Origin of the sequence: Sphaerimonospora mesophila (assembly GCF_001417795.1) — a bacterium.
Classification (GTDB): Bacteria; Actinomycetota; Actinomycetes; order Streptosporangiales; family Streptosporangiaceae; genus Sphaerimonospora; species Sphaerimonospora mesophila.
Genome location: NZ_BCBX01000050.1, coordinates 67,544 through 87,257, shown reverse-complemented (window position 1 = coordinate 87,257; position 19,714 = coordinate 67,544). Strand labels below are relative to the sequence as shown.

The 19,714-nt window shown below is 63.0% G+C and carries 20 protein-coding genes; 14 read left to right on the top strand and 6 right to left on the bottom strand.

Translation table 11 applies throughout. The features are described from left to right. Positions 1-703: transposase (locus AP234_RS29750; RefSeq protein WP_235558451.1), on the top strand; the 703-nt coding region annotated here is incomplete at its 5' end. A gap of 222 nt (positions 704-925) precedes the next feature. Beyond that, positions 926-1,081 (top strand): hypothetical protein, encoded by a 156-nt coding sequence (locus AP234_RS37455; RefSeq protein ID WP_160330515.1) that lies wholly within the window; start codon positions 926-928, stop codon positions 1,079-1,081. Here the strand turns inward: AP234_RS37455 and AP234_RS37450 are convergent. Beyond that, on the bottom strand, positions 1,078-1,239 hold the full coding sequence (locus AP234_RS37450; protein ID WP_160330514.1) for a hypothetical protein: 162 nt from the start codon (positions 1,237-1,239) through the stop codon (positions 1,078-1,080). The two genes, AP234_RS37455 and AP234_RS37450, sit on opposite strands and share 4 nt — an antisense overlap. Here AP234_RS37450 and AP234_RS35515 point away from each other — a divergent pair. Together AP234_RS35515 and AP234_RS29740 are read left to right on the top strand one after the other, a co-directional pair. Continuing rightward, positions 1,238-1,489 (top strand): helix-turn-helix domain-containing protein, encoded by a 252-nt coding sequence (locus AP234_RS35515; RefSeq protein ID WP_055483068.1) that lies wholly within the window; start codon positions 1,238-1,240, stop codon positions 1,487-1,489. The two genes, AP234_RS37450 and AP234_RS35515, sit on opposite strands and share 2 nt — an antisense overlap. A gap of 117 nt (positions 1,490-1,606) precedes the next feature. Further along, the gene (locus AP234_RS29740) at positions 1,607-2,047 is read left to right on the top strand and encodes a hypothetical protein (protein ID WP_055483067.1); all 441 of its coding nucleotides are present in this window, start codon (positions 1,607-1,609) and stop codon (positions 2,045-2,047) included. A 4-nt stretch (positions 2,048-2,051) separates the two neighbouring features. On the opposite strand, the gene AP234_RS39710 is transcribed toward AP234_RS29740, so the two are convergent. Together AP234_RS39710 and AP234_RS29735 are read right to left on the bottom strand one after the other, a co-directional pair. Beyond that, a complete protein-coding gene (locus AP234_RS39710) occupies positions 2,052-2,207 on the bottom strand; it encodes a hypothetical protein (protein ID WP_160330513.1) in 156 nt (51 codons plus the stop codon). A 227-nt stretch (positions 2,208-2,434) separates the two neighbouring features. Next, positions 2,435-3,103 (bottom strand): hypothetical protein, encoded by a 669-nt coding sequence (locus AP234_RS29735; protein WP_055483066.1) that lies wholly within the window; start codon positions 3,101-3,103, stop codon positions 2,435-2,437. 192 nt (positions 3,104-3,295) lie between these two features. On the opposite strand from AP234_RS29735, the gene AP234_RS29725 reads away from it, so the two are divergent. The 6 genes from AP234_RS29725 to AP234_RS38215 all read left to right on the top strand — a co-directional run bounded on the left by AP234_RS29725 (position 3,296) and on the right by AP234_RS38215 (position 13,389). After that, the gene (locus AP234_RS29725; protein ID WP_083502563.1) at positions 3,296-6,814 is read left to right on the top strand and encodes a DEAD/DEAH box helicase family protein; all 3,519 of its coding nucleotides are present in this window, start codon (positions 3,296-3,298) and stop codon (positions 6,812-6,814) included. After that, positions 6,811-8,289, top strand: a complete 1,479-nt coding sequence (locus AP234_RS35510; RefSeq protein WP_083502562.1) for a restriction endonuclease subunit S — start codon at positions 6,811-6,813, stop codon at positions 8,287-8,289. The genes AP234_RS29725 and AP234_RS35510 overlap by 4 nt, the downstream gene beginning before the upstream one ends. A 2-nt stretch (positions 8,290-8,291) precedes the next feature. Next, positions 8,292-9,833 carry an N-6 DNA methylase gene (locus AP234_RS29715; RefSeq protein ID WP_235558455.1) on the top strand — a complete coding sequence of 514 codons (1,542 nt, stop codon included), beginning with the start codon at positions 8,292-8,294 and terminating at the stop codon, positions 9,831-9,833. A 111-nt stretch (positions 9,834-9,944) separates the two neighbouring features. Continuing rightward, positions 9,945-12,104, top strand: coding sequence for a GmrSD restriction endonuclease domain-containing protein (locus AP234_RS35505; protein ID WP_083502561.1), 2,160 nt, complete (start codon positions 9,945-9,947; stop codon positions 12,102-12,104). Between the two features lie 139 nt (positions 12,105-12,243). Continuing rightward, positions 12,244-12,888 carry a TIGR02391 family protein gene (locus tag AP234_RS35500; protein ID WP_160330512.1) on the top strand — a complete coding sequence of 215 codons (645 nt, stop codon included), beginning with the start codon at positions 12,244-12,246 and terminating at the stop codon, positions 12,886-12,888. Positions 12,889-13,023: 135 nt separating this feature from the next. Then, the gene (locus tag AP234_RS38215) at positions 13,024-13,389 is read left to right on the top strand and encodes a transposase (protein WP_083502559.1); all 366 of its coding nucleotides are present in this window, start codon (positions 13,024-13,026) and stop codon (positions 13,387-13,389) included. A 104-nt stretch (positions 13,390-13,493) separates the two neighbouring features. Here the strand turns inward: AP234_RS38215 and AP234_RS29700 are convergent, their stop codons facing one another. Then, positions 13,494-14,843 carry a tyrosine-type recombinase/integrase gene (locus tag AP234_RS29700; protein ID WP_055483062.1) on the bottom strand — a complete coding sequence of 450 codons (1,350 nt, stop codon included), beginning with the start codon at positions 14,841-14,843 and terminating at the stop codon, positions 13,494-13,496. Positions 14,844-15,254: 411 nt separating this feature from the next. Continuing rightward, positions 15,255-15,557, bottom strand: coding sequence for a DUF1905 domain-containing protein (locus AP234_RS29695; protein ID WP_055483061.1), 303 nt, complete (start codon positions 15,555-15,557; stop codon positions 15,255-15,257). Between the two features lie 102 nt (positions 15,558-15,659). On the opposite strand from AP234_RS29695, the gene AP234_RS29690 reads away from it, so the two are divergent. Beyond that, on the top strand, positions 15,660-16,028 hold the full coding sequence (locus AP234_RS29690) for a DUF427 domain-containing protein (protein ID WP_055483060.1): 369 nt from the start codon (positions 15,660-15,662) through the stop codon (positions 16,026-16,028). Between the two features lie 236 nt (positions 16,029-16,264). Then, positions 16,265-17,338, top strand: a complete 1,074-nt coding sequence (locus AP234_RS29685) for a TerC/Alx family metal homeostasis membrane protein (RefSeq protein WP_083502558.1) — start codon at positions 16,265-16,267, stop codon at positions 17,336-17,338. A 244-nt stretch (positions 17,339-17,582) separates the two neighbouring features. On the opposite strand, the gene AP234_RS29680 is transcribed toward AP234_RS29685, so the two are convergent. After that, positions 17,583-17,921, bottom strand: coding sequence for a DUF190 domain-containing protein (locus tag AP234_RS29680; RefSeq protein ID WP_055483059.1), 339 nt, complete (start codon positions 17,919-17,921; stop codon positions 17,583-17,585). Positions 17,922-18,371: 450 nt separating this feature from the next. On the opposite strand from AP234_RS29680, the gene crcB reads away from it, so the two are divergent. Continuing rightward, positions 18,372-18,743 (top strand): fluoride efflux transporter CrcB, encoded by a 372-nt coding sequence (gene crcB, locus AP234_RS29675; protein ID WP_055483058.1) that lies wholly within the window; start codon positions 18,372-18,374, stop codon positions 18,741-18,743. A gap of 125 nt (positions 18,744-18,868) precedes the next feature. Further along, the gene (locus AP234_RS29670; protein WP_055483057.1) at positions 18,869-19,696 is read left to right on the top strand and encodes an SAM-dependent methyltransferase; all 828 of its coding nucleotides are present in this window, start codon (positions 18,869-18,871) and stop codon (positions 19,694-19,696) included. Positions 19,697-19,714 lie beyond the last annotated feature (18 nt).

The window sequence follows — 19,714 nt, the reverse complement described above, 5'->3', positions numbered from 1 at the left end:
AGGCCAGGGCATGACGATCACCGCGATGTCCCAGCACCTGGGCTTGGACCGCAAGACCGTGCGCAAGTATCGCGACGCGGACAGTCCCGAATCCCTCATCAACGGCCGCCGCAGCCGGGCTCGCTCCTTTGAGGAGTTCGTCCCCTACCTTCGCCACCGCGTCCGCAACGACCACGTCACCAACGCCGTCCAACTGTTCGCCGAACTCCAAGCACGCGGCTATCGCGGCAGCCGCCGCACCGTGCGCCGCTACATGGAGCCTCTGCGCGCCGCAGTCACCACGCCTGCGCTCCCGCCTGCACCTCCCACCGTCCGTGAGGTCACCCGTTTGATCACCAGCCACCCCGAGCGGCTCACCGAGGAGGAGACCACCCAGCTCAAGGCCATCCTGGCGCGTAGCCCGCAGCTGACCAAACTCGCCGAGCACATGACGGCCTTCGCCAAGATGATGATGGAGCGCACTGGCGCCAAAGGCCTCAAGCCATGGCTGACCGCCGTCCTTACCGACGACATCCCTCAGCTGCGTTCGTTTGCCCGCGGCATCGAGCGCGACCTGGACGCCGTCACCAACGGCCTGTCCCTGCCGTATTCCTCTGGTGCGGTTGAGGGCAACGTGACGAGGGTCAAGGCGCTCAAACGCGGCCGGTATGGTCGCGCTAATCTCGATCTTCTCCGGAAGATCATCCTCTGTAGCCCGTGCTGAGATCACCGACCGTCACAGCACCACACACTTTGCGCCAGAGCCACACGCTCATGGCCGTTGACACCGTATGGACTGGGAGCACCTGCCCACAGGAACTGGGCTACGGCTCGGGCATGGCCTGCAGGCGTAGCTCTTTCTCAGGGACTGGTTGACCTGGGATATTAAGGCTCCTCTCGCCGTCGGCGGGATCGACCTTTACCGTGCGGAGTGGGGGCGATCGCGATGGGCTCGTTGCTGGACGAGCTGGTTCGGCGGGAGGCGGCGACCCGGGATCGCGTTGAGGCGATCCGGGAGCAGATCGAGCAACTGCGTGAGCGGTTGGCTACCGAGGAACAGGCGTTGTCCCGGCTGGCGATCACCCGGGAGACGGTCGACTAGGTCCTGAGCGAGACGGCCTCGCCGACCGAGCAGGCGGCTGCCGACAGCGATGCCGACGGGACGACCGGTGCGCAGACTGGATCACCCCCGGCCCCGGGCTCGGGTTCGGGTGCCTCACCGATCGGGGTGATCACCGTGCCCCGGTGTCGGGCGAGCATGGACGCGTCGGTGCTGCCCCAGGCCTACCAGGACATTCTGGAAGTGCTGGCCGATGCCGGTGGTCCGCTGCGGGCCGGGCAGATCGTCGCGGCGGTGGGGCTGCCGGCGGGCGCGGCCAAGGTCGAGGGCATGCGGTCGAGGCTGAAACGGATGACCGAGCGGGGCTGGCTGCGCGAGCAGGCCCCGGGTTGTTCTCGGGGACCGGGCAGGTTCACGCCCAGATCACCTGATAGGCGGCTCGGCGGCTGATGCCGGTGGCCGGTGACGGTGAGTGTCTCCTCACCCCCCGGGGTGGATTGCCGCGGGGCTCTTCCGCCGTCAGGTTCGGGGGTGCCAACCTGTCCGGATCAGCCGACGGAAGAGTCCGTGGCAGAACCGTACGACACCACCGCGCCGCCTGACGTCTTTGCGTCGGCGAAGAGCACCTTCAACTATCGGATCGGACAGCTTGCCGACGCCGCGGCCGAGACGTTCACCCATGATCGACTGGAGGAGGTGCTCGCCGAGGCCGGGCCTGAGCTGCTCCGCCAGTTGCTGCAGGCCCATCTGGACCTGCGCGCCCAGCGCGAGCGGCAGCGCATTGTGCGCGAGCGGGGAACAGGCGCCGCCGTGACCGGCGCCGACCAGGTGGTGCGGCGCCGGGTAGAGACCGGACATCACCGGCTGCTAGCCATGATCTTGCGGACGGCACGGCACCCGGCCGCTGCGGCCCGGGCCCAAGGCCTGTGGCAGGTGGCTGTACGGATCGGTGGCCGCCGGCCCCGGCCAGGTGATCGCGAAGATGTTCGACCATGCCGAAGCCCGTGACCCCCTACACGCACGGACCTGGGTGGTGCTGGTCGACGGTGCCCGCCACCAGCTTGACCTCATCCGCGGCGAAGCCGAACGCCGCGACATACCGATTTACATCGTCATCGATGTGATCCACTTGCTGGAATACTTGTGGAAAGCGGCGTGGTGCCTGCATGCCACCGATGATCCGGCCGCCGAGGACTGGGCCGCCGTCCAAACGCTCGCGCTGCTAGCCGGTCACCTCGATCACGTCGTTGCCACCCTCGATGCCCAGGCCACCGGCCGGCCTGACCGCCCAGCAGCGCGGCGGCATCGACGCATGCATCCGCTACCTGACCGGCCACGCCCCTTTCCTGCGTTACGACCAGGGCCTGGAGGCGTGATCGGTATCCTTGTCCCGACTCAGGGCCGAGGATCGCGATCGACGGCCACGAGGATGGCAGCGGCGGTCATCTCCAGAGTTTCGACAGCTTCCATCGCTGAAGAGGAGCTGATCGGCCGCTTTCGGTCACCGTCGTCTGGATCTCGATCAGACTCGTGCGTGATCTTGTTCCGTCGCCAAACGATGGCGCCAAGCATCCGCTTGACGTCCTTGGCGGTTAGGCGTTTCGCCCCCTCAGGGCGTTCCTCGTTGAGCTCCTTGGCAGCGTTGTCCCAGAGGGCGACGTCGCTGACGATGGCGAACCCGTCCTTGATGTCTTCAGGGCCCTGAAAGGTCCGTCGGCCGATTACCTGCCGCAGGTGCCGGCGTAAAGCCTGGTCGAGGGGGACGGTGCCGTGATGGACATCCTCGAAGAGATCCATGGGCACGGTGAACTCGCGGAACTTCCGCGGTTTGGGGATGCCGGGCTGCTGCGCCAGCAGGATGGCCCGGTGGTAGATCTCCTGATGGACCCAGTGGTCCAGTGCAGCGACAGCTTGGACCCATGCGGCGCGGTACAGATCGCCCACATCGAAGGATGTGACGCCGATCGCATCGAGATGCTGGCCGGCCCGCACGAGCTGCTTCGCGTATTCCAGATTCCGCTCGAAGTCGAGAAACGCCTGGGTCTTGGAGGGGTAGTCCGGCACGCATCGTCCTTGCGGAGAGTGGCTGTCAGTGCGTAAGCAGTATGCCCAACCGGGGTTGGGCCTCGTGGAGAATTTGTGATCAGATTGTGCCCGATGCGGATGGTCTCAGATGACCTGTATGTCATGAAAGTCACCTAAGCCATCGTGCAGACTGATCAGTGGCGGTCGAGGTGAGGGACGGAAGGGCCGAGGGTGGGAGACGATCCACGCTTCCGCGGTCTTGCAGACCATTCAGCGAACTTCGGCTTCCTGCTTCAGCATGAACCGCTCCTGGTGGTCTACGGAGCGGGCGCAGAAGCAATCGTTTTCGCCGACCCCAACGGTGCTCTCGTCAAGTGCCGCCAGTTCATCGAAGTGCTCACAGCCGTCATGGTCCGGGCTACGGGGATCCCGGTGGCCGGCCACGATCTGGTGAATCGCATCAATGCCCTGAGCCGCGCTGATGTCATCACGCCCAACGTGGCGAACGCCTTCCACGAGATCCGACGGTCGGGCAACGCGGCCGTGCATGCTCACGCCGCTCACGTACCTACAGCCCTGCGGTGTCTCGAACGCTGCTTCCAACTCGGTCTGCTGCTGCATCGAGCAATCACCGGGCAGCGAGAGCTTGTCGCCTTCGTGCCCCCCACGCCTCCAGCCCCCATCACCAACGCTGACCTCGGGGCAGAGCTGGAACGCCTCAAGACCGAACTGGTCGAGGCCAAGCTTGTGCTGGACGGCACCCGAACCCGGGAGCAGGCGGAGGCGGTAGCCAAGCGAGCGGCCGAGGAGGAACTCGCCCGCGCCCGGGCCGAACGGGATGCAGTCACGGCCCAGGTCCAAGCTCTGGAAGTACAGCTCGACAGCCTCAGGGTGGAGTTCGAGCGTAAGACCGCCACGCCGGTGAGGGTTCGCCCGACGACGCGAGAGGCTATCGCGCAACGGGCTCGCCAGGGGGCGCCGCTCACCGAGGCTCAGACCCGGCGCAACATCGACCAGATGCTCACTGAGGCGGGCTGGGTCGTACAGGACCAAGCGGCTCTCGACCTTGGTGCTGGACGTGGTGTGGCTGTCCGGGAGTTCCCCATCGGGCGTAAGCGTGCCGACTACGTTCTGTATGTCGATCGCAAGATCGTCGGTGTCATCGAAGCCAAGCGTGAAGGAACGCCGCTGACCGGTGTCGAGTGGCAGTCCGACGACTACGCTGCCGCTATCCCCGGCGATTACCGCATGGCGGTCTGGCGGCGCGATGAGCCGTTGCCGTTCCGCTACGAGAGCACCGGCATCGAGACGCGCTTCACATGCACCCTCGATCCAGAGCCACGGTCGCGGGAGATGTTCTCCTTTCACCGCCCGGAGACCATTGCGCGGTGGATGACCGAGGCCGAGGAGAAGCCCGAGGCCCCCACTTTCCGGGCCCGGCTCCGCGCCATGCCCGACCTTGACACCGATGGCCTGCGTCCTGCTCAGGCCGAGGCAATCAAGGGGATTGAACGTCACCTCAAGCAGAACCGCCAGCGGGCCCAGGTCCAGATGGCAACCGGTGCGGGGAAGACCTTCACCGCGGTCACGCTCGCCTACCGGCTCTTCAAGTACGGCGAAGCCAAGAGGGTCCTGTTCCTGGTGGACCGGAACAACCTGGGCGACCAAGCGGCTGCCGAGTTCGCCCGCTATGTCACCGCCAGCGGACAGACTCTCGGTGAGGACTACAACGTCCAACGGCTATCGGGCGGCACTGTGCTGTCATCGGCCAGCGTGGTGGTGACCACGATTCAGCGGCTCTACCGCGCGCTGACCGGCCAGCCGCTGCCGACCGGGGATGCCGACGATCAGGATGTAGACGACTTCGAGCCACCGCGCCCGATGGACGCCGTCTACAACAAGGACCTGCCGCCCGAGACCTTCGATCTGATCGTCGTCGACGAGTGCCACCGATCGATCTTCGGCCGGTGGCGAGCGGTTCTCCAGTACTTCGACGCTCCCATTGTCGGCCTGACCGCTACCCCCACCGCGCAGTCTCTCGCCTTCTTCGGTGAACCGGTCAGCGAGTACACCTACGAGCAGTCGGTTGCCGACCGCGTCAATGTCGACTTCGCGGTGTTCCGGATCAAAACGAAGATTGGAGAGAGCGGCTCGACGATCCCCGCGCTCGACGAGGACGGCAGCCGGACCGTCGTTCCCAAGCGCGACCGCCGCACCCGCATGCAGTGGTACGAGGAACTGGAGGAGGACTACACCTACACGGCCCAGGAAATCGGCCGTTCCGTGGTCGCCAAGGACCAGATCCGTACGGTGATCGAGACCTACCGGGACCGGGTCCTGGCCCAGATGTTCCCGAACTACACCGAGTCGGTCCCCAAGACGCTCATCTTCGCCCAGGACGACTCCCATGCCGACGACATCGTGCAGATCGTGCGTGACGTGTTCGGCAAGGGCAACGACTTCTGCGCGAAGATCACCTACAAGTCGAAGCTGGCCGGCGACAATCCCAAGGACCTGCTGCAGCGCTTGCGGACCAGTCCGGAGCTGCGGATCGCGGTGACCGTCGACATGATCGCCACCGGGACCGACGTCAAGCCCCTGGAGTGCGTGTTCTTCATGCGCAGCGTGAAGAGCGCCGTCTACTTCGAGCAGATGAAGGGCCGCGGCTGCCGCACCATCGATGCCGATGACTTCCAGGCCGTCACCCCTGATAAGGGTGTCCGGACCAAGGACCGCTTCGTCATCGTGGATGCCGTCGGCGTCACAGACCACCCCCTGTGCCAGGCCACCCCGCTCAACCGCGACCCACAGAACCGGCTCAGCCTCCGGCAGTTGCTCTCACGGGCGGCAAAGCTCTCCTTGGACGAGGACCAGACCGCAACGCTGGCTTCTCGACTGGACGCCCTCGACCGTCAGATCACCGATGCTGAGCGAGATGAACTCGCTCACGTCGGCCAAGGCACGAGCCTACGGGACCTCGTACGGCGTCTCGCCGCCGCTGTGGACAGCCAGGGGCTGACCCAGACCGCAGATCAGGGTGGGGAGGACGCGGTAGCCGAGCGACTTCGGGAGGCCGCCCGGCCACTGGCAGACAATCCGGAGCTGCGCGACCGGATCATTGACATCCGCCAAAAGCACGACCAGCTGATCGACGACCTCAGCCGCGACGAGACCACGCACGCGGAAGAGGTACCTCGCGAGCAGATCGCGCACCTGGCGGTGGAGTCATTCCGTACCCACCTTAACCAGCACCGCGACTCCATCACGCTGATGCAGGCGCTACAGGGGAGCGGCACGGCGCGGATCTCCTGGGCCGAAGTGAGCGAGCTGGCACGTCGAGTTGAGCGGATCCCGCTCGTTGGAAACGTCGTCCACCTGTGGCAGTGCTACGAGGAATCCGGCGTGCGTGTTACGGTGCCGGGGCACGAGGCCAAGCCCACCGATCTTGTCTCCATCCTCCGGTACGAATTGCAACTCGACTCAGAGTTGCGCCCGTTCCGGAGTATCGTCGAGGAGCGGTACGCCGCCTGGCTCGCCAGGCACGAGGCAGCAGAAGGCCCCTTCTCCCCAATCCAGCGGTGGTTCCTGGACCGGCTGTGCAAGATCGTCGTGAACAGCGCCGAGATCGCCGATGACGTCCTTGAATACGCACCATTCGACCTGCGCGGAGGCGAGGATGGCTTCTACGATGCCTTCGGCGACCGCGCTACCACCATCCTCGACGAGCTAACAAGGGAACTCACTGCATGACCGACCTACCCCTGGGTTGGGAAACCGCCCGCCTCGAGGAGATCGCGGAGGTACGGCTGGGACGGCAGCGTTCTCCGAAGCATCACACGGGCGCCAACATGCGCCCCTACATGCGCGCGGCAAATGTGGACTGGCGTGGCCTCAAACTCGACGACGTGAAGGAGATGAACTTCACAGAGGAGGAGTTGGAAATCTACAGACTCCAGCCTGGCGATCTCATCTTATCGGAGGCGTCAGGTAGCGCTGGTGAAGTAGGTAAACCGGCGTTATGGAATGGAGAGATTGAAAATTGCTGCTTTCAGAACACTCTCCTTCGCGTACGCACCTCTGGTGTTGACTCAAAATATCTTCTACACTTTTTCCGCTACGAAGCACTCCGCGGCGCTTTCGGAGAGGGAGCACGTGGGGTAGGCATTCACCATCTTGGCGCCGCAAAACTGGCTAAGTGGCTTGTGCCCATACCTCCGCTACCAGAGCAACGGCGGATTATTACAAATCTTGAAAGACATCTCTCTCATCTTGAGCTTGTTGACAGGGCTGTCGAATCCAGCACGCGGAAGGTGAAGCAGCTCAAGAAGCGCATCCTGATCGAGGCGGTACCGATTCCAGGCCCATCGAGTTGGAAGATGGCCAAGGTCGACGAGGTTGGTAAAGTTGATCTAGGACGCCAACGTCATCCTGACTGGCACTCGGGCCCCAACATGCGCCCCTACCTGCGGGTCGCCAACGTCTTCGAAGACCGCATCGACACGTCGAACCTGATGGAGATGGACTTCCCACCAGACATCTTCGATCGTTTCCGGCTTTCCGAAGGAGACATCCTCCTTAATGAGGGGCAGAGCCCCGAATATCTGGGCCGTCCCGCAATGTACCGAGGTGAGCCTAAGGAGGTCGCCTTTACCAACAGTCTTTTACGGTTCCGTGCGGGGCCCGAAGTCGATCCGGAATGGGCGCTGCTCGTCTTTCGGCGTCACTTGCACGCGGGTCGTTTCATGCAGGAGACCCGGATCACGACCAATATCGCCCACCTATCAGCCAGTCGATTCAAGTCCGTGGAGTTCCCTGTACCACCACTCGAAAAGCAGCGCGAGATTGCGAAGCAAGTCGCAAGGAAGCTCGCTGATGTTGATCTCCTTGCCTCGCAAATCAGGCGTGTAGAGGAACACGCTGGAGCACTGCGGACCAGACTGCTCGCCGACGCGTTCAGTGGCCGGTTGGTGCATCAAAACCCGATCGAAGAACCCGCGGCGGAGCTGTTGAAGCGAATCCAGGCTCAACGTGAAGCTCTCCGAGCCAAACGGCCACGCCATACGGCTCGCGCAAGCCGTGCGGGATCGGGTGATCTGGCACAGATGGGTGCCGGAGGAGGCGGCTTTACAGGTACCGAGTCCTCGTCGGTGCCATCCACTACGGTGGGCGCCGGTCATACAGGTAAGCAGGAAGCTTTGTTCCAGCAGGAGGGGTTGACCGCGTGACCATGCTCACCGAAGGATCGGCCGAGATGTCGGACGCCGAGTCGCGTGAGACAGCGGCGCTCACACGCTCCCTGGTGGACAAGCTGTGGAGCTACTGCGACGTGCTCCGGGATGCAGGCGTCCCCGCGATCGACTACGTCGAGCAGCTAACCTACCTCCTGTTCCTGAAGATGATGGACGAGCAGGAGAAGAAGCTCGCCCGCAAAGGCAAGCCGAATCGGGTCCTACCTATTGGAATCGATTGGGATACCCTCGCAAGCAAGAAGGGTGAAGAGCTCAAGAAGTACTACGAGCACGTGCTGGAGGACCTCGGCAAGCGCCCCGGCATGTTCAAGCTCATCTTCCTCGGTGCCCAGAACAAGATCCAGGCGACCGCGCTGCTGGAGCGACTCATCAAGGATCTGATCGGCAAGATCCAGTGGTCCAAGGAAGGCGTTGACGTCAAGGGCGATGCCTACGAGGAGCTTCTATCCCGCAGTGCGAGTGACGTTAAGTCGGGCGCGGGGCAGTACTTCACACCGCGTCCCCTGATCCGCGCAATGATCGACTGTGTGCAGCCCACACCGGAGGACATCATCGTCGATCCGGCCTGTGGGACTGGCGGCTTCCTACTGCTGGCGAACGAGTACCTGCGCCGTGAGTACCCGATGGAGTCGCTCAACCCCGACCAGCGCAACCGGATCATCCATGGTCAGGCGTTCCACGGAGTAGAGCTGGTGCGGGGCACGGCGCGCCTCGCGGCCATGAACATGCTCACCCACGGTGTGGTTCCGAGCGGCAACCAGGAGATCATCGAGGTGGGTGATGCTCTACTCAGCGAGCCGAAGGTCCGGGCATCACTCGTACTGGCAAATCCGCCGTTCGGCCAAAAATCGGCGATCACAGTCCTGGGCGAAGACGGGAGGGTGGTCAAGGACGAGGCTGTCTACTCCGGGCGCGACTTCTGGGTCACCACGAAGAACAAGCAGCTCAACTTCTTGCAGCACATCGCCAAGCTAATGAAGATCGACGGTCGCGCTGCCGTCGTCCTCCCCGACAACGTGCTCTTTGAGGGGGGAGCCGGCGAAACGATCCGGCGCAGATTGCTGAAGGAATACGACGTCCACACGTTGCTCCGTCTGCCAACCGGCATCTTTTATGCGGGCGGGGTTAAGGCTAACGTCCTCTTCTTCGACCGCAAGCGCCCCTCGGAAAATCCGTGGACATCCAAGCTGTGGGTATACGACTTCCGAACCGGTGAGAACTTCACGCTCAAGCAGCGACCACTACGCCGCGAGCACTTGCAGGACTTCGTCGACTGCTATATGCCGGGAAAGCCGCGAGATGCACGGGCGCGGACCGAACGCTTCACTTCGTTCACCTATGAGGAACTGATAGCGCGAGACAAAGTCAACCTAGATATTACGTGGCCGAGAGACGGCATTGAAGACCACGCAATGCAGCCCACGGCCGAAGAGATTGCCCACTCGATTCAGCAGGATCTGAGGGATGCCCTCCATCAGATCGAGGCTATTACTGACGCATTAAGAGAAAACGGGTCATGAGGCCTCAAGTGGGATTCGGGGCCAACTCGACGAAAATCAGACCACAATTGCGGCTCTTGCACTTTCAGTCGTACGGTTACCTCAAATCTTCTCGATGGAAGAGCGTAAGACATGGTGGATAGTCCTATAGACGGACGTGGAGTCACAATCCGGCAGCTGTTTACTGGTCGGCGATTTGGCCTGGACTTCTATCAGCGTGAGTACACCTGGGATCGCGAAGATGTCTCTGCTCTCCTCGAAGACTTGTGCAACCGTTTCATGGCAAGCTGGCAGGATACTCACGACCGCGAGCAAGTTGACAGCTATGCCCCATACTTTTTAGGATCATTCGTCTGCTATAAGGAAGGCAGCACCACGTTTCTTGTGGATGGGCAGCAACGGATCACCACTCTGCATCTTTTGCTTATCCACCTCCGACGCCTTCTATTGGATCAGGACCTTGAAGATGAGGCGACGCAGCTAGACCAAATGATTTGCACGCTTCGCCACGGCAAGGTGACCTTCACGGTGGATGTCCCTGAGCGAGCCGAGCTCCTGGGGGCCTTGAGGCAAGGTGTAGGCCTGACCCTACCCAGCGATACCACCATCTCCTTGTCCAACCTTTGGGCCCGAAGCCAGGACCTCGTGGAGGACTTTCCCGACCTGCTCCGTGGTGACGCCTTACCGTACTTCCATGACTGGTTACTCGACCGAGTCTGCTTGGTGGAAATCAAGGCGTTGAATCGGGAAAATGCCTGGGAGATCTTCGAGTCGATGAATGATCGAGGAAAGCGACTCGATTCCATCGATCTACTCAAGAGCTTCCTGTTGAGCGAATCCCGGAGTATGTACGATGAGCTGAACGCCCTCTGGCGAAAGATGCTGGCCAGATTAACCGCCATGGGTAGAAATACTCCGAGCGAGTTCATTAAGACATTACTTCTCGCGCAAAAGGCGGATCTGGTTGAAGGTGCCGATGACACCAAGAAGATTGACTTTGCTTTTCACGAATGGGTACGAGAGAGCCGTGACCGCCTCGAGTTGAGAAGCTCAGCCGATTTCCGCAATTTCATCGAGTGGTTGACGGAAATGGCGAATCGATATCGAAGGCTGATTGAGGCAACACGCAGCCTAGAAGCGGGCCTAGAGCCAGTCTTCTACAACGCAGCCAATGGGCTGGATGCCCAGATCCGTCTTATCATGGCGGCGATCCGTAGCAGTGACGACGAATCAGTATTTATAGAGAAAAGCCGCCTAATCGCTAGCTATCTCGACCTCCTATATGTGCGCAAGGCAGTGAACAATGAGCCCGTCGCTCCCTCGATCTTCCAATCGGAGGCGGATCGACTTGTTCCAGCGCTCCGCGAATGTGACGGTCCAACAGATCTCTCTGAAACTCTCGGTAAGGAGATTTCGTCTCTGGCGAATTTCTCTGCCGTAGATAGCTACGGCCTTCGCCCTGATAACCGTCGGCAGGTTCGATATCTCCTGGCTCGCATGACAGCGTACGTAGAGGAAGGATGCGGGAGGCCCAATCGAATAGTCGAATACCTGGACGAGAAACGTCCTTACGAAATCGAACACATCTGGGCTAACCACTTCGAGCGATACCAGGCCGAGGTGAAGACATATAAGAAGTTCGAATCGTCACGTAACCGCTTGGGCGCGCTACTGCTTCTGCAAAAATCCGATAACGCGAGCTTCGGAGACGATACTTATGAGCAGAAATTAGTATATTATTTCCGACAGGATTGCCTTACGGCTTCTCTGTGTATCGAAAGTTACACTCGGAATCCTAAATTCCTCTCCTTCATCAAGGCTGTCGGCCTGACCGCCGACTTTAAGGCCTTTCCTGTGCGATTCGGTGTGGATGCTATACAGTCGCGACAGCATCTGTATCGTAAGCTCTGTGAAAGGATCTGGGATCCTGTCAAACTTGGCTTTAATCTGTCTGAAGCGCCGTCCAACGATGAATCCGTACAACGGCGTAAGCGTGCCTACTATCGAGTCCAAGTAGTCGATCTCATTACGGCTGGTTTAATTAAGCCAGGCGCCGTGTTGACAGCAAATCGCGGAGAGGATAGCTATTCGGCAACTATCGATCATGACGGTCGTATCAGAGTTCCCTCGGGTGAGGTTTTCGCGTCCCTTTCGGCTGCCGGACGTTTTGTGCTAGACGCTGGCGCATGCCCAGGCTGGGACTTTTGGAAAGTGGAAACCCCTAACGGTCCAACTCCAATAAAAGCTGTCCGTAACGATGCGCTTGAGCGAGGAATTATTTCACGGAAATGATGTCGCGTTCCTCGGTGTGGACCGTCAATGGGAACTGCTGCCCATGCCAATACGACGACGGCATCTACAGTATATCGTGAGAATCACGGAGAAGATCTTCATGCCCCTACCTCAACGCCCTGGCGGCATCCTGGCACGAGTGAGTGAGAAGCTCACGCTTATTCGCCAAGGAGCCAATGGTGAGGAGCGGATCGAAATCTATGGCGCTGTCCAGGAACACAAAGCGTTGTTCGGAATAGACGCCGATGTAGAAGAAGGCGATCTGATCGAAAAACCTTTGCCTACGGGCAAAGTCAAGCGTTACAAGATCACCAATGTCACATACCACAATTCCCCTGGCATATCCACCCACGCGCACCACGTGACGGCCAGCATCGAGCCTGTGAGGACACAGGCCCAGGTGTCCCGGCGTCGTGTGGAACTTCCCGGCTTGCATCCCAAGATCTCAGACGCAGCAGGAGCCCTGTTCGCCGACGGTCACTACAGCCGCGCGGTCCTCGCCGCATTCCAAGCTGTCGAGCACGAGGTGCAGCAGAAGACTCAGCTCAATGAATCAGGCGTCTCATTGATGCACAAGGCTTTCAATCCCGCATCTCCGCTGATAAGCGTGGCTCGCCACACAGGTCGGAATGCTCAAGACGAGCAAGAAGGCTTTCGGTTCTTGTTCGCTGGCGCTATGGGTGGCCTGCGTAACCCTCGCGCCCATGGCGTTGATCTTCCGGATTCGGAGCAAGAGGCATTGGAGTACTTGGCTTTGGCCAGTGCTTTGATGCGGAGACTGTGAGTATCGAAACGACTTGTGCACCTGTCCTGGCCCAGGTTCGCCGGTTGCCCCCGTCGCGGCGTGCGATCTCCAGCACCTCGTGCGCCCCAGCCGATGAATCTGCTTCCGCGGTAGCCCTGTCGGGCCCATACATAGGTGCCGCAGCAGGGGAAAGCGCTGCGCGCGGCCCTGGTACAGCAGCGGCGCGTGCGCACAGCGCAGGGACGGGCCGGGGAATCCTCGGCTGGCATCATCGACTCCCAGAGCGTCAAGGGCGCCGACACCGTCGGCCGCGAGTCGCGGGGGTATGACGCAGGCAAGAAGATCAACGGACGCAAGCGGTTCATCGTCACCGACACCCTCGGCCTCCTGCCGGTCGTGTGCGTGATGGCGGCCTCGGCCCAAGACCGCGACGGAGTCAAGACCACCCTGCTCAGTGCGTGCCTGGTCACCCCGATCCGGTTCGTGTTCGCCGACGCCGACTTCGCCGGTGCCCTGGTGGAGTGGAGTCAGCGGATCTAACGCACCACGCTGCACATCGTGCGCAACGCGCCTGGTCAGGTCGGGTTCTAATGAGAGGAACATTGCTGCCCCGGTACGCGGGTCCCGGGGCGAGCCATGTCACCTCAGGACGATTGGCGTCCGCTGCGGTTGCGAATCTTGGTGAAGGCGTCGAGTGCTGTCTCATCGGCGTCGTCAAGGGTGTGCAGGTACTTCTCAGTGGTCTTGATAGACGCGTGGCCGAGGCGTTCCTTCACGACCTGGAGGTCTGCCCCGCCGGATAGCAGCCATGAGGCATGAGCGTGGCGGAGATCGTGGATCCGTACCCTGCTCTCCAGCTCCGCTTCGGCGAGGGCCTTCTGCCAGACCTGGCGTCGGAACCAGTCGGCGGGGATGTGACCGTCGGTGTCGCGGTTCCGAGGTTGCCGCGGGTTGTCCTTGCCGAGGGCCCGTCGCTCGGCCCGATAGATGGCGTATGCGGCACGGCAGTGCTCACAGCGGCACCTGCCGTTGGTGTAGGCGGTGCAGGTCCCATGCTTGTAGGACCGGCCGGCCGAGTTCGGCTCGGTGTATCCAAGCTTGTCAGGGTCGGGGACCACGCGTACGCGTTTCCTCGGCGTCGGGTCGTGATGCCACCTGAAGAACAGGTCGTTGCGGCCAAGCTTCTCGGCCTTGGCGTGAGCTTGGAGCTTCATGACGATCTGAGCCGTCAGCTTGAAGCGGCGGAACTCCTTGTCCTTCGGGTACGGCTTGACGAGAAACCGTTCGCCCTGCGGGTGGAACTTCGGGTTGACCTCGACGACTGCACGGCTGATGGTCAGGATCCGAGAGGGGACGTCAAGGTCTCTGACACGGAGCTCGGTCAACTCGCCCCAGCGCAAGCCGGTCTCGATCGCGGTCTCCACCAGCAACTGGCTGTCGCTGTCGGGGAGCGCCATGTACAGGGTGTTGAACTGCTCCGGCGTGATGATGGTCAGCGGCTTCGGGACGACGGGCGGCGTCTTCACCCCCTTGCAGGGGTGCAGGTAGGTCACCTGGTCGTGAAGTGCGGTTGTAAAGATGGCGCTGAGAATGACCATGTTGCTCTTGATGGTCACCGGCGAGATGCCGTTCTTCTTCATGATGGCCACCCACTGGCGTACGTGCTCAGGAAGGATGTCGATCATCCTGAGGTTGCCGAACTCCGGGATCAGGTGCCTGTGGATGGCGTAGGTGTACTTCTGACGGGTAGTCGCCTCCATCTCGTGGTTCGGCAGCCATACGTCGAGCACGTAACGCTCGAACGGCTGGCGCCCCCGCTTCGGATCACCCGCTCGGCCCTCGGACACCCTGGCCTCGGCCTTCCTCCAGGCCGCGTCGGCGTCCTTCTTGTTCGAGAAAGTACCCGCGGACTTCTCCATCCCCTTGATGTCGAAGTAGTAGGCGGTGTACCTCGGCTTGCCGTTGCGACCGACCCGCTTGCGGGAGTAGCCCAACCGGCGATCACCTCCTTGATCGTTTGACCGTCATTTGACCGTGAGACTGAGCGTCACCTTAGGTGACACATGGTCACCATCGGGCATTCGATCATGCCTCTCACCTGGGAGTTTACCCATTAATTGCGCTCTGACCACGGGCGCGAATACACGCTTCCCGGTCCCTGATAAGGAAGAGGTCCCTGGTTCGAGTCCAGGTAGCCCCACCACGAAACCCCAGCTCACAGGCCGGTTCCCAAGATCAGGGACCGGCCTTTCGATCGTTTTGACCGTCATGTGGCCGTCGCGCTCACCGACGCCAACGAGTTCGGGTGGGTTTTGAGTTCGACGGATGCGACTTCTCCGGCTCCGCCTTGATTGAGCAGGTCCGCCAGCGGAGTGTGCGCTGAGGCCGGCTTGTCGCCCATGTGGTCAAAAGTCGATGAGTTCGATGGTCACGGTCGCGATGTCACCCACGTCGAGGGCTTCGGCCGTACGGACAGCACGTTTGATGGGCAATGCGTATCTGCCACGGGCGCTGTCCGGGAAGATCGAGGTCTTCCATGTGCTCCCGCCGACCGTGACCCGCACCCGCAGCGAACCGAAGCCGCGACGCAGTCCGCCCGCCAGGTCACGGATCTCCTCGGATGCCTCGGCAGGCAGGCTGACGAAGGTCCACGTGTCGGCGCGCCGGGCATCCCATATCCACAGCTCGGCGTCGAAAACGATCACCACGAATACATCATGACACCGGGGTCCGACAGTCCTGGGCGTCCGTGGCGCGCACACCGAGCACCCCCGCCGGCGGCCATAGAAAACGTTTGATGGGATCGGTCTATGAACACACGAGGACATGAAATCGAGGTCACGCCCGTATCGGATCAGGTCGTGGTGCGGGTCAAGGACGTGGTCGTCGCGTCCTCCTCCCGGCCGATCGTGCTCACCGAGACGGGCTGTCCACCGCGCTACTACCTGCCGCCGGCGGACGTGGAGACGGACATGCTCAGACCATCGACGACGACGTCGCACTGCCCGTTCAAGGGCGACGCCACCTACTGGTCGGTTCAGACCGGTGATGGTATGGCCGAGGACGTGGTCTGGTCCTATGCGAAGCCGTACCCGAGGGTCGAGGAGATCGCCGGACTGCTCGCCTTCTGGGCCGAGAAGCCAGGCGTCACGATCGAGGTGAACGGACAGGCCGTGTAAGCGTCGCAACCGGTCCGGGCACTCCTCCAGTTCGGTGGCATCCACGAGTCGGGACGAGACCCGCACAAGTAGTGGATCGATGTGGGGGAAGTGCCCTACTCTGGGCCGGACGAGGGGAGTACTTCCCAAGAGCCGACCTCCGGTCAGTACGGACATCTCATGATGTCCCCGGACGGCCGCCCGCGTCATCCGGGTGAAGGAGACCTCGAACGATCGAGCGCGTTCGAGGAGAGGCCATGCCCGGGGCGAAGCTGCCCGCAGCCGAGATCGAATCGGTTGCTTCACTGAATCTGTGGACCATCACCGTTGCCGTGGTGCTGCTCCTGCTGGCGGCGGACCTCGTGCTGTCCCGCGGTTCCCACGAGGTGCGGATGCGCGAGGCAGTGGGCTGGTCGGTCTTCTATCTCCTGCTCCCTGTGGGTTTCGGCGCCTACCTGTGGGGTGTCTTCGGACCCACTACCGCGCTGGAGTTCTTCACCGGGTACGCGGTGGAGAAGGCGCTGTCGGTGGACAACTTGTTCGTGTTCATGCTGCTGCTGTCGGCCTTCGCGGTCCCCGCGGCGCTGGCCCGGCAGGTCCTGCTGTACGGAATCATCGGGGCACTCGTGCTGCGCGCGATCTTCATCGCGCTCGGGGCCGCCGCGCTGCGGAGCGGCACGTGGGCGTTCCTGCTGTTCGGCGTGATACTGATGATCACCGCCGGCAAGATCCTCAGAGACGCACTGGGCGGGCACAAGCAGGAGATCGATGTCTCCGGCATGCGCAGCGTCCGATTGCTACGGCGCTTCGTGGCGGTCACCGGCGACTATCGCGGCTCCCGGCTGATCGTCCGGGAGAAGGGCCGGCTCGCGCTCACCCCGCTGGCGCTGGCCGCCGCCGCCGTCTTCACCACCGACATCGTCTTCGCCGTCGACTCGGTGCCCGCCGTGTACGGCGTGACCAGCGACCCGTTCCTCGTCTTCGCCACCAACGCCTTCGCCCTGCTGGGCCTGCGGGCGCTCTACTTCGTGCTGCAGAGCGCCCTGACGAAGTTGCGGCATCTCAACCACGGGCTGAGCATCATCCTGGCCTTCATCGGGCTCAAGCTGATCCTGCACTGGGCGCACGGCATCTGGACCTGGGTCCCACAGATTCCCACGCTCGCCTCGCTGGGGGTCATCGTCGCGGTCCTGACCACCGTGACGATCACGAGCCTGAGCGCCGGTCGCCGTGCCGTGGGGCGGGCCCCCGTACGGACGGACGGGCCGGCCGAACCGCGCCTTACGGACGGGCCCGTCGGCCGGGCGCCGGGCGAAGCCGAAGCGCAGTGAGTGCGGTCATGCCCCTGCCTTCCGCCCACATCCCGGTGGGCGGCCGGCTGAGGGCTCGAACGCTGTCGATGTACGACGTACGGGCGACGCGAAAGGATCTGCCCGGCGCTCGTATGACACGAGAGGTGCAGCGACAATGGTGAACCGCGACGCCGCCGCACTCGACGACCCGGTGGGCGAATCGCTCCGCGGTCACCACGCGCACCTCGCCCGCCGGTATGCCGGCCGGAAGAGATGGACGGAGTCATCGTGGACGGGTCCGGTGGCGGTGCACCTCGACCTCGTCGACGAGGACCAGGCCGTCGATGACCATCTCGTCGAGTTCCGCGAGGAATGCGGTGATCTTCTCTCGGGTGTCGACGATGACGACGGCGACCGGCAGGTCCTCGCCGAGTGACAGCAGACGGCTCGTGTGGATGAGCGAGGAGGCGCCGTAGCCTTCCATGCCGCGGAACACGCTCGCCCCGGCCAATCCCATGTGGTGGGCCCGATGCACGATCTCGGCGTACAGCGGCCGGTGCCGGTACTGGTCGTTCTCCCCCACCAAGATCGTCAACCTGGCCGCGGTCTCGTGCGATTTCACCTCCGGCCCCCTTCCCCGAAGCCTCCGGGAACGTCGGCGGAACGCCCGCGCTCAAGGGGCCCCACCGCGGCCTGCCCCGCTGCTCGGGAGACGCCCGGGACAAACGCATGCGTTTCCCCCTCGACCAGGCATCGTGCCCCTGTACGGATTGACGATTCGCGCATCCGCACACGTAAACTGATCGGCACGGCGATGGATCCCGCCCGGGCGGCGTTTCCCAACGGTGTCTCGCCCGGCCGCCCGAACCGCCACCGACGGCTGATGGCTCCTGGCGACGCGCCGGCGGCTTTCGTCGTCTCGGAGGAGGGCGGACATGAGGGCATTCCCAGAGACAGATCTTCCCGCCGGGCCTGGCCGACCGGCGCGAGACGCCCTCCCACCATCGGCGTGCACACATTCCTCACCGAAGACCTCGCCAAGGGTCTCTCTCGGGATCGGTTTCCTCGCCGCATGACCGTCCTGCTCGTCTTCCTCGGCGGAGCCGTCGGCGCGCCCGCGCGCTACCTCATCGACCGGTTCGTGCAGCGACACCACGACAGCGTGTTCCCCTGGGGCACGCTGACGGTCAACCTCGCCGGGTCGTTCGTCCTCGGCCTCCTGCTCGGCGCCGGCCCCGCGCTCGGCCTGCCGCACGAGGTGACCGTGCTGGCCGGGACCGGTTTCTGCGGCGCGCTCACCACCTTCAGCACCTTCGGCTTCGAGACGGTTCGCCTGCTCGAGGAGGGATCGACGGGAAAGGCCGCGGCCAATGCCGTCGGCAGCCTGGTGCTCGGTGTGATGGCGGCGGCGGCGGGCCATGCCGTCGCCCGCCTCTTCACCTGATCGCGATCGGCTCGGGGGACCACCGTCCGACGGGCTCGATCACGCCTCTCGATCGGGATCCGTTATTCCCAGGTTAGTGATCTTTCGCCTAGAATCCGCGCAGACGGTTCTTGAGAGGCGGCCAGATGGACGATCCCAAGCAGGTGCCGACGGGTATCGACCCGACCATCCCCAGCGTCGCCCGGATGTACGACTACTACCTGGGCGGCAAGGACAACTTCGCGGCCGACCGCGAGGCCGCCGAGAAGATGATCGCCATCGGCCGGCAGATGGGCAACGACGCACGCGAGGTCGCCAGGGAGAACCGCGGCTTCCTCGGCCGTGCCGTACGGCATCTGGCCCGTTCCGGGGTCACGCAGTTCATCGACGTCGGCGCCGGGCTGCCGACTCAGGAGAACGTCCACCAGGTGGCGCAGCGGCACGCGCCCGGGTCCCGGGTGATGTACGTCGACAACGATCCCGTCGTCCTCATCCATGCCCAGGCGCTGCTCGCGAACGACCAGGACACCGCGGTGATGCGCGGCGACCTGCGGGATCCGGACGCGATCTTCGACGACCCGGCGGTCCGCGCGCACATCGACCTGACCCGGCCGTTCGCCGTGCTGCTGGTCGCGGTGCTCCACTTCGTGCCGGAGGACGACGCGGCGGCCGCCATCGCCGCCTCGATCAGGGACCGGCTGGTCCCGGGCGGCCATCTGGTGCTCTCCCACATCTACCAGGGCGAGACCGAGATCGGAGACACGGTCGCCGAGGGCCAGAAGGTGTACTCGGCGACCTCCTCCGGCGGCATCGCGGGCCGGACGCTGCCACAGATCACGTCGTTCTTCGACGGTCTGGAGATCCTGGAGCCCGGCGTCGTCCCGGTGCAGGCCTGGCGTCCCGATCCGCCATGGGAGACGGAGGTCGACCTGAGCAGGCCCGGGATCCTCGGGGCCGTCGCCCGCAAAAACTGACGCGCCCACGATGTCGGG